The sequence below is a fragment of the Sphaerothrix gracilis Ecp01 genome (assembly GCF_030405905.1).
GTDB lineage: Bacteria > Cyanobacteriota > Cyanobacteriia > Phormidesmidales > Phormidesmidaceae > Sphaerothrix > Sphaerothrix gracilis.
Genome location: NZ_JASATW010000005.1, coordinates 229208 through 241303, shown reverse-complemented (window position 1 = coordinate 241303; position 12096 = coordinate 229208). Strand labels below are relative to the sequence as shown.

The 12096-nt window shown below is 54.2% G+C and carries 13 protein-coding genes; 6 read left to right on the top strand and 7 right to left on the bottom strand.

Features of this window, described 5'->3' with window-relative positions; translation table 11 throughout:
* The first annotated feature begins 116 nt into the window (after positions 1-116).
* From QJQ48_RS07560 to QJQ48_RS07545, 4 genes are all read left to right on the top strand, one after another.
* A complete protein-coding gene (locus QJQ48_RS07560; protein ID WP_346290602.1) occupies positions 117-1025 on the top strand; it encodes a fasciclin domain-containing protein in 909 nt (302 codons plus the stop codon).
* A 230-nt stretch (positions 1026-1255) separates the two neighbouring features.
* On the top strand, positions 1256-1768 hold the full coding sequence (locus tag QJQ48_RS07555; RefSeq protein ID WP_346290601.1) for an adenine phosphoribosyltransferase: 513 nt from the start codon (positions 1256-1258) through the stop codon (positions 1766-1768).
* A gap of 15 nt (positions 1769-1783) precedes the next feature.
* Positions 1784-2845 carry an ABC transporter permease gene (locus tag QJQ48_RS07550; RefSeq protein ID WP_346290600.1) on the top strand — a complete coding sequence of 354 codons (1062 nt, stop codon included), beginning with the start codon at positions 1784-1786 and terminating at the stop codon, positions 2843-2845.
* A 43-nt stretch (positions 2846-2888) separates the two neighbouring features.
* Positions 2889-3188 (top strand): hypothetical protein, encoded by a 300-nt coding sequence (locus tag QJQ48_RS07545; RefSeq protein WP_346290599.1) that lies wholly within the window; start codon positions 2889-2891, stop codon positions 3186-3188.
* A gap of 4 nt (positions 3189-3192) precedes the next feature.
* Here the strand turns inward: QJQ48_RS07545 and QJQ48_RS07540 are convergent, their stop codons facing one another.
* The 5 genes from QJQ48_RS07540 to QJQ48_RS07520 form a co-directional block, all read right to left on the bottom strand.
* On the bottom strand, positions 3193-3543 hold the full coding sequence (locus QJQ48_RS07540) for a 4a-hydroxytetrahydrobiopterin dehydratase (RefSeq protein WP_346290598.1): 351 nt from the start codon (positions 3541-3543) through the stop codon (positions 3193-3195).
* A 177-nt stretch (positions 3544-3720) separates the two neighbouring features.
* Complete coding sequence (locus QJQ48_RS07535; RefSeq protein ID WP_346290597.1) at positions 3721-5136, bottom strand: 2-succinylbenzoate--CoA ligase; 1416 nt, start codon at positions 5134-5136, stop codon at positions 3721-3723.
* Positions 5121-6080, bottom strand: a complete 960-nt coding sequence (locus QJQ48_RS07530) for an o-succinylbenzoate synthase (RefSeq protein ID WP_346290596.1) — start codon at positions 6078-6080, stop codon at positions 5121-5123. The genes QJQ48_RS07535 and QJQ48_RS07530 overlap by 16 nt, the downstream gene beginning before the upstream one ends.
* A complete protein-coding gene (gene menA / locus QJQ48_RS07525) occupies positions 6064-6978 on the bottom strand; it encodes a 2-carboxy-1,4-naphthoquinone phytyltransferase (RefSeq protein ID WP_346290595.1) in 915 nt (304 codons plus the stop codon). Before menA ends, QJQ48_RS07530 begins: the two co-directional genes overlap by 17 nt.
* Before the next feature lie 110 nt (positions 6979-7088).
* On the bottom strand, positions 7089-7724 hold the full coding sequence (locus QJQ48_RS07520) for a CatB-related O-acetyltransferase (protein ID WP_346290594.1): 636 nt from the start codon (positions 7722-7724) through the stop codon (positions 7089-7091).
* 79 nt (positions 7725-7803) lie between these two features.
* Here QJQ48_RS07520 and QJQ48_RS07515 point away from each other — a divergent pair, with 79 nt between their 5' ends.
* Positions 7804-9609, top strand: a complete 1806-nt coding sequence (locus tag QJQ48_RS07515) for a DUF3352 domain-containing protein (RefSeq protein ID WP_346290593.1) — start codon at positions 7804-7806, stop codon at positions 9607-9609.
* 68 nt (positions 9610-9677) lie between these two features.
* A complete protein-coding gene (ccsB, locus tag QJQ48_RS07510) occupies positions 9678-10700 on the top strand; it encodes a c-type cytochrome biogenesis protein CcsB (protein ID WP_346290592.1) in 1023 nt (340 codons plus the stop codon).
* 2 nt (positions 10701-10702) lie between these two features.
* Here the strand turns inward: ccsB and QJQ48_RS07505 are convergent, their stop codons facing one another.
* Positions 10703-11014, bottom strand: coding sequence for a hypothetical protein (locus tag QJQ48_RS07505; protein ID WP_346290591.1), 312 nt, complete (start codon positions 11012-11014; stop codon positions 10703-10705).
* 160 nt (positions 11015-11174) lie between these two features.
* Positions 11175-11834 carry an SDR family oxidoreductase gene (locus tag QJQ48_RS07500; protein WP_346290590.1) on the bottom strand — a complete coding sequence of 220 codons (660 nt, stop codon included), beginning with the start codon at positions 11832-11834 and terminating at the stop codon, positions 11175-11177.
* Between the last annotated feature and the right edge of the window lie 262 nt (positions 11835-12096).

Below are 12096 nucleotides of genomic sequence, written 5' to 3'. Positions count from 1 at the left end.
CTGGACAAGTCAGAGATCTCCCCCGCGGAATCTAAGTCTAATGGCAGAGGTTGAACATCCTCTCCCCCAACTATTTTATGAAGAAACGTTAAACCTTAGATTAAAGGGAATCAAAGATGAAAATTCGTTTCAATCAGGCTGTTCAGAGCGTTGCGGCACTGGCAGGCACGCTAGGTTTAGCGATCGCCTCTCCGGCGGCCTCTGCGGCGGAGATTGCACAATCCAATTTGCTGCTGGCGGACGACCACACTGAGGAAGTCGATCCGACCGATCCGATGGATCCGCTGCAGCAGCCTGAGCCGATGGATCCGATGGACGAAATGGAGCCCGCTGATCCCACTGAAGACGACCTGACCGCCCCTAGCGATCCGCTGCAAGAGCCGGAGCCGATGGATCCAATGGGCGAGATGGAACCCGTGGATCCCACTGAAGGAGATTTAACGGAGCCGGCTGACCCCCTACAGGATCCAGCAGGAATGGATCCGATGGAAGACACGGATACAATGGACGAAATGGATCCAATGGAAGAGATGGATCCGATGAACGAAATGGAGGAAACCGAGCCGCAGGCGGTTGATACCAGCAGCATGAACATTGTTGAGGTGGCTTCTAGCAATTCTTCCTTCAACACGCTGGTTCAAGCTGTTCAAGCGGCAGAACTGGCCAATACCCTATCTGGAGAAGGTCCCTTCACCGTTTTTGCTCCCACTGATGCCGCCTTTGCCGATCTCCCGACGGGCGCTCTAGATCTGCTGCTGCTGCCAGAGAACCAAGATCTTTTACAGCGTGTTCTGCAGTATCACGTCGTTCCTGGCGAAGTAACCTCTGGCGAACTCTCTACGGGTAAGGTGGAATCTCTCAATGGCGGACTGGCTGTGTTAGTAACTGATAGCAGCGTAATTATCAACGACGCCAGCGTGGTTCAGCCTAATATTCAAGCTAGCAACGGGGTGATTCACGTCGTCAGCCGGGTGCTAATGCCCCGTGAACTGCGCGACGATATTGTGGCGCGTCTAGGCAGTTAGATTGGATTTCATTGTCTAAACCTTCAGCATAAACAGGCGCTGAAATCTTGATTTCGGCCCAGATTAGCTATTAGGCAAACTCGTAATTTAATTTGAAGCAGGTGCGGAAGAACTTTCCGCACCTATTTTGTTGACTTGCGAGTGCGGCCTAGGTAAGCGAAAATCGCTACAGAAAAATTTGTCTCAGATCGCTAATCTCTCAAAGCTCAACCCAGCTAAACACCCACTTTATGGATTTAAAGGCGCTGATTCGCAACGTCCCAGATTTTCCCAAACCGGGAATCACCTTTCGAGATATCACTACGCTGCTAGCCAACGCGGAGGGACTGCAATCTGCGATCGACAGCATGGCTGAGAAATGCGCCGATCTAGCCCCGGACTATATTGCTGGAATTGAGTCCAGGGGCTTTATTTTTGGCATGCCTCTGGCTTACAAAATGGGGCTAGGCTTCGTGCCTGTACGTAAGCCAGGTAAGCTGCCAGCGGCGGTTCACTACGCCGAATACGAATTGGAATATGGCAGAGATGCCCTTGAGATTCATCAAGATGCTTTCCCGCCCGGAAGCAGGGTATTGGTAGTAGATGACCTCATCGCCACGGGTGGCACCGCCTCAGCAACCGCTAAACTGATTGAGCAGTCCAACAGCCAGCTAGTCGGATTTGGCTTTATCATTGAACTCACATTCCTCGCAGGGCGTCAAAGATTGCCAAAAGTCCCAATCGTGACGCTGGTTCAATATTAAAGTTAGAAATCTGGTATGACCTCTACTCGGTCTTCTCAAGCGTCCAATAAGCTCTCTGACCTTAATCTGGCTACCAAAAGCTTTTTGACTAGCGACACCACGCTTTATGTTGTCAAGCGGATTTTGCAAGCCTTATTGACGCTGCTGCTCGCCTCAGCCTTGAGCTTCTTTGTGATTCAGCTCGCTCCGGGTGACTTTTTGGCCGCTCAACGACAGAACCCTCAGATTTCAGCCGAAACCATTCAGCAGCTAGAAGCCCAGTTTGGCTTAGACAAACCTATTTGGCAGCAATATTGGCGCTGGCTGGTTCAGGTTGTAACGCAGCTCAACTTTGGCATTAGCTTTGCCTATCAGCGCCCGGTGATTGAAGTGCTGTGGGAGCGCATTCCCAACACGCTGTTGCTTTCGATCGCTTCTATTATCGTCACCTGGGCGATCGCGCTGCCTTTGGGCATCCTCAGCGCCGTCAAGCAAAACCAGCTCGCCGATCGCATTTTGCGCGTGGTGAGCTATCTTGGGCAGGGCTTTCCTACCCTGATTACCGGCCTGCTGCTGCTGTTTCTGGCCCAAAGCACCGCGCCTCTGTTCCCGGTGGGAGGGCGCACCAGCATTAACCACGCCGATTTAACCTGGCTGGGTAAAGTGCTAGATGTGGGCTGGCATTTGATTTTGCCGACCCTGGCTCTCAGCATTACCAGCTTTGCGGGTCTACAGCGAATCATGCGCGGGCAGCTTCTAGACGTGCTGCGGCAAGACTATATTCAAACAGCCAGAGCTAAGGGCTTACCGGAGAACCGGGTGATTTATGTTCATGCGCTGCGGAACGCAGTGAATCCGCTGATTACGCTTTTAGGCTTTGAGTTTGCGGCCCTCTTGGGGGGTGCCTTTATTACGGAAAATTACTTCAACTGGCCGGGGCTAGGGCGATTAATTCTGCAGGCGGTGCAGGCTCAGGATTTGTACCTGGTAATGGCTAGCCTGATGATGGGCGCAGTGATGCTGATTGTCGGTAACCTGCTGGCGGATTTGGCCTTAACATTCGTTGATCCCAGAATCAAGCTAACGGAGATGAACTAAGCGATCGCCCCAAGCTGCTAAAGCCCCTGATTGTATATCGACTATGTTTTCTAAGAGCTATTACCTGCTGCGCTCCAATATAGATGGCCGCTACCTAGCCGCGCGACCGCGTACGGACGAAGCGTCAACTGGCAGTTTTCTCCTCCTGTTTCAAGCAGATTATGAAGCTATGAGCTATCTCAACACTCACGCAGAGGATATAGCTGAGCGCTTTGCCCTAGAGCCAGTTTCAGGAACGCAGCTCACTCAGGTCATGGATCGCTGGAGCTTTCGCGGCGTGGGATTGGTGAAAGATCCGTTGACGCCGCAGGTTGAGTTTATGGTGCGCGATCGCGAGCCTTAGCTTTTTAAGACATCTGAGCTGCAATTTCGTCAGTCTTCGCCGCCATTACAAAGTCATTTTTGTGCAAGCCGTTAATGGCGTGAGTCCACCACGTCACCGTCACCTTGCCCCACTCGGTCAAAAGCGCCGGGTGGTGTCCCTGCTCCTCAGCAGCTTCGCCTACCCGCTGGGTAAAGGCCAGCGCCTGCTTGAAATCGGAGAATTTATATGCCCGTGAAAGCCGCTTTTCACCATCCTGCTCCTGAATTTGCCAGTCTGGAATCTGGGGCTTGAGCTGCTGAATTTCCGCTTCGGTGATGGGCGGAGAATCGCCTGTGCAAGCACTACATTTTTGCTGCGCTAGGTTGTCAGCCATCGATTTTCTCCCAATTTACTGTTAGCTCCAGCTCACCTTACGGAGAACAAAAGCTCTGATCTAAATGGTTTTAACCCCGGGTGGACGACGCTGAGGTTCTAACCCAGAAAACAATTGCGATCGCCTACATTTGATCATATCTAGGCAGGGAAATCATCTTCAATCAGTCATAGAAACTTAGCTGCGCTGACTAGCCCCCTGCAGGGCCAATAGATGACTAGCACGCTGGGCTATGCTAATAACTTCCTGACGGTTGAGCTTGCCCTGGGCGCTGCGGGGAAGTCGGCTTACCGCAATCCAGCGTTTGGGATGCTTGTAAGCAGTGAGTTGGGGAGCGATCGCCCGCTTGATCGCCGCCGCTGAAACACTGGCCTGAGTCGGCACATAAACCGCCGTTACCGCTTGTCCCCAATCCGGATCGACTAGACCGATCACGCACAAATCCCGCACCAAGCCGGTTGCTCGGATAGTTGCCTCGACCTCTGCCGGAAACACCTTTTCGCCGCCGCTGATAATTTTGTCGCTGTGGCGCCCGACGACATGCAGATAGCCTGCCGCATCCAAAAATCCTAAATCGTCGGGTCGAAAAGAGAGACTCTCTGGCTGAGAATTGGAGCTTGAAAAATGGGGATAGTAGCCCAAATGGAGCGATCGCGCCTGGATCGCTATCTGTCCCACTTGTCCAGCAGGTAGAGAACTGCCAGCCTTTCCTAAAATCTCTATCCGAGCGTGGGGCAGTAGTCTACCGCTACTGGTGTTATCTGCAAAAAATTCTGCTGGCAGCAGGGTGGCAATTTGAGCCGCTGTTTCAGTCATGCCGTAGGTCAAGGCCAGCGGAATTTGCTGCTGCCGCGCCTGCGCTAGGAGCTGCGGCCAAGCGGGAGCACCCCCCAGCAAAACGGCCTGAAAGCGTCCTAGCCAGTCGGCCACAACCTCACCTGTATTCAGCAAGCGCTGCAGTTGGGTAGGTACTAAGGAAATAAAGCAGTCAGCCGGATTTGCCAGCAGTCGGTTGCCCTGCTCTAGCGACTTAAAAGGCTGAACCACCAGTCGCCCCCCTGAAATGAAAGACCTAAGCGCCTGCATCAGGCCGCTGACATGATAGAGCGGCAGCGTGCAGTAGGTGCTAACTGAGGCAACCTGAAAGTGCTGCTGAAAGCCCTGAACTGCTTGCCATAGGGTTTCCCAGGTATGGACAGCAAACTTAATTCGCCCAGAAGAACCGCCCGTGGGAATACAAACCCTGAAGCCTATTTGAGACATTGGCAAGGACGACTGTTGGACTGCAGCAATAGGCGATCGCCCCCAGACCTGAACAGGCCCAACCTGCTGGGCTACCTGCTGCCACTCTTGGGCTTGCCAGTCGGGATTGGCTAAAAATAAGGTGGCTTCACAGCGACATGCCGCCATGAAACCGGCCAAAAAGAGAACGGGATCGGCTTCTGCCAAGAGAACTTGCGGCTGCCGGAGCTGAGTGACCTGCTGCGATCGCGCCTCAACCGCCTGCCAGAATCGCTGGCTATCAGCCCCAATCAGCCAGTCATCGCCCCAGCGCTGCTGGAGCAGAGCTGCCGCACTCACAAACTCTGCCATAGCTGCTCAAAGTCGGAATCAAACGAGTCGGCAAACCACTGCTGGGTGCCAAAGCCCAAGGCATAGGGCAGAGAACTTGCTTCTGGATAAAGCTGAGTGACTAAGGCTAAAACAGCCTGCCGGGCAACGGGGGTTTCAAACACTGAGGAAAAAATTAGGCGATCGCGGCAGCTTTGACAAAACTGGTAAAGTGGCTCCGGCAGACCCGCGATCGCCGCTTTCACCACAAATAATCCCGGCCAGCCCTGGTCATAGCAGTATTTGAGATCTTTTAGCGTAGCAACCGACTCGTCTAAGGCAATAGGGGTCTGATAGCGATCGCTGAGCTGCCGCATTTCTTGAAGTCGATCAGGCGGTAGGGGCTGTTCTAAAAATTCAATCTGCAGGCGATCGCAGGTCTGTAGCCAGGTCTGCGCCTGCTCAAACGTCAGGCCGCCGTTAGCGTCCAGTCGCAGCTTAGCTGCCGGGGGCAATTTCTCGGCTAGCTTTTCCAATTCACTCAGTTCGTCAGCGATCTCGGCTACGCCAATCTTCCACTTGAAGGTGCGGTGGCCGCTCTGCCAGAGCGGTTGCCACGCGGTCTGCGCCTCAGCGCCAGTCGGCAGCAAGCCACAAATAGTCTGCGCCGTAAATTCAGCCCTTGGCTTTTGCCCTAGCTGAGCCGCTGCTGCACCAAAGCCAAACTGACAGGCAGGTAGAGTGTGGGGTATCTGGGCGATCGCCGCCGCCGTCACCGCTGACTGCTGACGGCAAAGGTCCAACGCCTCGGCCAGGGTTTCAGTACCAAACCAGGGCAGCGTCGCAATCTCGCCATAGCTCACCTGGCCCGCTTCATCCCACAGCCGCAGAATGATCCCCTCTCGCAGTGTCCAGGCGCCATGCCGGGTCTGCAGCGGTTGGCGAAAAGGACGGCGGTAAGGGCGAAACTCACAGCGGTAGAGCATGGGGAATCAGAAAGCCCAGGCAGAGCAGCAGGCCGCTCCAGAAGTGAAAGGCGATCGCTACAAACTTGGCGTCATGGACTCGTGTCGGCTGATTATGGTAGCGGCGCACGTGCTGACACAGCCGCACTACCGGCAGCAGGCTCGCCAGCACCAGCAGCGTCCACGCTGGGAAAAAGCCCAGCCCTACAAAAGCGATCGCAATAGCAAACACGCTGCCGCCGATCCAGGGCAGCAGCAGCGCCCCGCGCCAGGTACCCATGCGGACAATGGGCGATCGCTTACCCGCCGCCAAATCATCTTCTACCTGATGAAAGTGGGAGCAAAACAGCACCAGCGATGTAGTAATGCCGATAATCACCGAAGCGGCTAGCCCCGTCACCGACCAGGTTTGGGCCTGACTGTAATAGGCCGCGCCCACGCCCAGCGGCCCAAAGCTGAAGAAGCAAAGAATTTCTCCTAGCCCCTGATAGCCCCAGCGAAAAGGCGGCCCCTGATAGACATAGCCCAGCAGGCAGCAGAGCAGAATCAGCCCCAGCACCGTAAAATCTCGCTGCCACAGGGCGATCGCTAAGATGCCGCATATTCCCAGCGCCAAGACAAGATTGCTCAGCCAGAACACCAACGAGCGGCTGCGGGTCAAATTCACCACCGAATGAGCTTTGTTAACGTCAATGCCGGTGTCTGAGTCAAACACGTCGTTGCTGAGATTTTCCCAGGCCAAAATCAGGATGGCGGCAAGCAAAAAAATAGTGAAGATGCCTGGATGAAATATCCGGGTTTCAAAGAAAGCCACTGCCGTGCCGACACAGATAGGCATCACGGCAACGCTATACATGGGGGGCTTAATCGCCGCTAGCCAAAGTTTCTTGTTATTGGGCTGAACCGTCTGTAGGGTCATGCTCTCTAAGCAGTATGTCAGCAGATTTATAAAAAGTCGTAATCCTATTCAGGCTTAGCATAGCGCTCTGCTGGTCAGCCTCATGTTTCATATCGTAAATTTGCCAAGCTCTAGAGCGCCTGCCGCAGCGCCGCCAGATCTCCACCGCAAATAGCCTTGACATGGCGGGTAATCTTCTCAATCTCCCAGTGCCACCACTGCATCTCTAGCAGGGCCGCCACCACATTGGGTTCAAATCGAGGGCGAATCAGATTTGCCGGATTGCCCCCTACGATCGTGTATGGCTCAACATCTCGCGTCACCACTGCCTTAGCCGCCACAATCACGCCGTCACCTACATGTACCCCCGGCATCAAAGTCGCCCCGTAGCCCAGCCAGACATCGTGGCCGATCACCGTATCGCCTTTGTCGGGCCAGGTTTCCGGCATAGCTTCCTCCCAGCCATTGCCAAAAACCGGAAAAGGATAGTTGGTGAACCAATCGGTGCGATGATTGCCCCCATTCATGATGAAGGTGACCCCTGAGGCGATCGCGCAAAATTTGCCAATGATCAGCTTGTCGCCAATAAAGTCAAAGTGGTAGAGCACGTGGCGCTCAAAGCCTTCTGGATCAACAGGATCGTCGTAATAGGTATAGTCACCAACGAGAATATTAGGATTGGTAATAATGTTCTTCAGGTAAACCAGCCGCGACTGCCCGGTGATTGGGTGCTTGGCCGTGGGGGAAGGCCCTTGCTGCGTTGCCATAGCTTTTTTATTTAGTTGTAGCAGCAAATGTTTGCGGCAGTTTGCTAGATTGGCAAAGCGATTTGTTTGAGCCGCTGTGATGAAAAAGCCACCTCTGCTGCTAACGATTGGAACGGCACTTTTGCTGATTGGCGGCGGTGCTGGAGCTTACTGGTTTTTATCTCGCCGTTTAGGACTGTCAGCAGACTTGCCCGCCGGCATTGAGGTGATTCCTGATGAGGCATCCCTGGTAGTCAGCGTTAGCACCGATGAGCGGCAGTGGCAGCGGCTACGCCAGTTAGGCACCCCTGAAACGCAGGCCCAATTCGACCAGACCTTAGCGCGCTGGCGCGATCGCCTCTTGACCACCCAGGGCTATTCGTTTCAGCGCGATATAGCCCCCTGGGTAGCCGATGAAATCACCTTTGCCCTCCTGCCGCCGTCAGAAGCGGATGCTACCGAAAGTCTGCCGCCCGCCAATAGCCTAGACATACAGCAGCCCCTGATCGCTGTCCTCCCGATTGCCGACCCGCTGCAGGCCCAGGCCCTGCTAGGCACTTCAGAATCACCAGCAGAAACGGCGGCCTCTACGCCTGAAACGGCTGAGTCAGCTACCGCATCAACGCCAACGACGGCTGAAACCGAGGCGATCGCCACCAGCGAATATCGCGGCGTCAAGGTGCTGGAGTTTGAAGGCGAGCAGGGCGATCGCCTGTGGGCGGCTGTTTTAGATGCTCAGTTTATCGCGATTACCACAACGGCAGCGGCGGCTGAAACCGCTATTGACACGTTCAAAGGCGGTGAGTCAATGGCTGATTTACCCCAGTATGCTCGCTCTTTTGCTCAGGTCGTCAACGCTCAGGCGTTTGCCAAGTTTTACGTCAATTTGCCCGTATTGAGCGAATCAGTCGCCACCAGCGCTCAGCCCCCAATTCCCCCCGGCAGCCTGCAGCTCTTTCAGGACAGCCAGGGCCTAGTCGGCACGGTAGAAGTTGCCGCCGATGGCTTACGCATCAGCAGCCTGAGCTGGCTAGCTGCTGGCAGCGATCGCACCTACACCGTCAGTAACGAAGCTGGCGAGATGTCTCGACGCCTCCCCGCTGAAACAGCCGTTATGGCCTCAGGCGGCAACCTGCAGCAGTTCTGGCAAGACTACAGCGAAGGCGCTACCGCTGGCGCGCTCCTACCGTTTGATCCCAATAACTTGAGGGTGGGGATCAAAACCACGCTGGGCTTGGATGTCGATGCTGATTTGATGCCGTGGATGGCAGGGGAGTTTGCGCTGGCGGCACTGCCCGCCCCGTCAAGTGAGCAATCAGGCAGTCTCCCCGTTGACTTTGTCTTTTTAGTGGAAGCGAGCGATCGCACGGCTGCCGAGGCGACTCTGGCCCAGCTTGATCAGGTGGTAGCCGATCGCTATCGGTTTCAGGTAGAGGCAGACAAAACTGAGGGGCAGTCGATTACCCGCTGGACATCCGCCCTCCAGTCAACCACGTTTGCTCACGGCTGGCTGGAGGGCGACACCGTATTTTTGAGCATGGGAGCCAATGCGACTGAAGCCGTTGCTAGCCAAGCTAAGAGCCTGGCCGAAACCGCTCAGTTTCAGAACGTGATCACGGCTGATCTCAGCGCCAATAACGGTCACTTTTTCGTTGATTTGCAGCAAATAAAGCGCCTACAAAAAGACCTGCTACCCGACCTGAGCGAGAGCCAACAGCCGTCAGTATTAGAAGCTATCCAAACGATTGGAGTCACCACGGCGATCGCAGACGAGCGCAGCATTCTTTACAATGTTTATGTCAAATTAGCGAAGGGTAAGCGTCCGGGGAATTTACCTGAGACTACTGATGCGGTACCCAGTTCTCCCCAAACCGAAGCATCTACCCCCACCGAAGCTGAAGAATAAAGAAAACTCGCTGCTGTCTTGGAGCCATCGGTAGCATAATAGACATACTGAAATTCAACCAAGTGCTCATGGATCTGGTGACTTTGCAAGGCTGGCTAGATAACGCGGCTTTCGCTATTCTCTTTGTCACAATGCTGATTTACTGGAGCGGAGTGGCTTTTCCCGGCGTTCCTTTTTTGGCCACGACAGGCCGCTTAGGAATGGCCGTAGCCAATCTCTGTATTGCTGCTTTGCTAACGGCTCGCTGGATTGAGGCCGGTTACTTCCCCCTTAGCAATCTGTACGAATCTCTCTTTTTCTTAGCCTGGGGCATTACGGCGATGCATCTAGTGGCAGAGAGCATGAGCGGTAGTCGCCTAGTGGGAGCCATCACCGCTCCGGTGGCAATGGCAATTACGGCCTTTGCAGCTATCACTCTGCCTGGGCATATGCAAGTATCTGAACCTCTAGTGCCAGCCCTGAAGTCTAACTGGCTCATGATGCACGTCAGCGTCATGTTGCTGAGCTACGCGGCTTTGCTAGTAGGTTCCTTGTTGGCGGTGGCCTTTCTGATTGTGACACGAGGCCAGCCTGTAACCCTCAAAGGCAGTTCTGTCGGCACAGGGGGTTTTCGCCAAGGACGGTATCAGCTCAAGCGAGCTGGTGAAGTCACGGCTGAAAACGTTCCGGCGAATCAGGCCCTGACGCTAGAGGCGGCGGGAGGAGCTACTGCCGTTCTAGACAGGCCCAAGACAGATACAGAAACCGACCAACCCTTGTCACCCCAGCGCCTAACTCTGGCTGACACCCTCGACAACATTAGCTACCGCATTATCGGCTTAGGCTTTCCGCTGCTGACTATCGGCATTATTGCCGGGGCCGTGTGGGCCAACGAAGCTTGGGGATCCTACTGGAGCTGGGATCCGAAAGAAACCTGGGCGCTAATTACCTGGCTGGTCTTTGCCGCCTATCTGCACGCTCGCATCACTAAAGGCTGGCAGGGAAGACGCCCCGCCATTTTAGCCGCCTCCGGCTTTGCCGTAGTTTGGATTTGCTATTTGGGCGTCAACATTTTAGGCAAGGGACTCCACAGCTACGGTTGGTTCTTCTAAACCTATTGGCTATCACTCTCACTCGCATCTTCGCCGACCACCTGAACCTTACCGTCTTCCGAGATGTTGACGATTGTCAGGCTGTCTCGCTGCTCGGTTGGGCCGGTATTAATCTGTAGGCGCTCAGAAGCATCTTCTAGCGTGTCCGCATCCCAGACGGAGAGGGTTTCTCCCAGTGCTTCGGATAGGTCTCCGGTAGAGCGGCCCGTAGTTTGCAGCGAGGCGGTACCTCCCTGCTGGGCAATCGCCGGGGCTGAGAGTCCTAGAAATGTTCCAATAGCCAAACCAGCTAGCCAAAATCTCCGTTTACGCATTACAGCTACCTCCTTGAATCTAGAGGGAACCTAGTGAGCCAGAAGAATTGAGCCGCGATCGCAGCATCATGATCCGGTCTCTAACTCCATTTAAGCGAAACTGACTGAGGCCAGGATGAGACTGAGCTAAAAGTTGAGCTATTTTGCGGCATTCACCAACTCAGGCCACGCTGGCAAACAGCGTATCGAGCGATCGCGGTTCTGCTTTTTCCTCAGCCACAATCTCAACAATTTTATTATTGGCTTCCGGCTGAAATAGAGCCTCTACGCAGACTTCAGCCACCTTTTGCCGGGGAATATTGCCGTCAGATAAAGTATCTGCTCCTTCCATCACTAAAGGTCGCTGATCGTTTTCATTGCGCAGCCCGCCGGGTCGCACGATAGTGTAGGTCAATCCACTTTGTTGGATGTAGTCTTCAGCCTGCTTCTTCCAGTACAGAATCAGCCAGAACAGGTTGAGCGGGTGGAAGAACTTTGACACGCAGAGGGAAGAGACAATCACAAAGCGGTCTATATTCTGAGCCGTGGCAGCGTCAACTAGGTTTTTAGTCCCCTCGTAGTCCACCTTGTAAGGCCCAGTAGGATCTAGGCTGGGGCTGGCTCCCGTCGCACAAATCACGGCGGTGCAGTCCTGCAGAGCCGGACGTAATGTCGCTGGTTCCAGCACGTCTCCTACCGCCACTTCAACGCCGGTGGGTAGAATTCGCTTGGCTTTATCTGAGTCACGCACTAAGGCTTTGACGGCAATCTGGCGATCGCTCAGCGTTTGCACAATGCGTCTGCCCGTTTCCCCTGTTGCCCCTGCCACCAAAACTTTCATACTGACTAGCCTCTAAAACTAAATAAATGCTAAATTTGCTTTCTTACTCAGTAAACCTAAAGCACTGGCTAAAATCTTCAATCAGAAGACGGAAACTGTAGCCTGGACTGCATCTCTAGAGGGCAGAATTTTGTTAAAGCAAGACTGTGGACTTGGGGTTAATCACTTTAGAGAAAGCTCAGTTTATAGAGGATGCAGAGTTTTGATTTCTCCGTATATCAACGATGGTGACGTAAAATTTGCCTACGCTATGCTGAAGCAG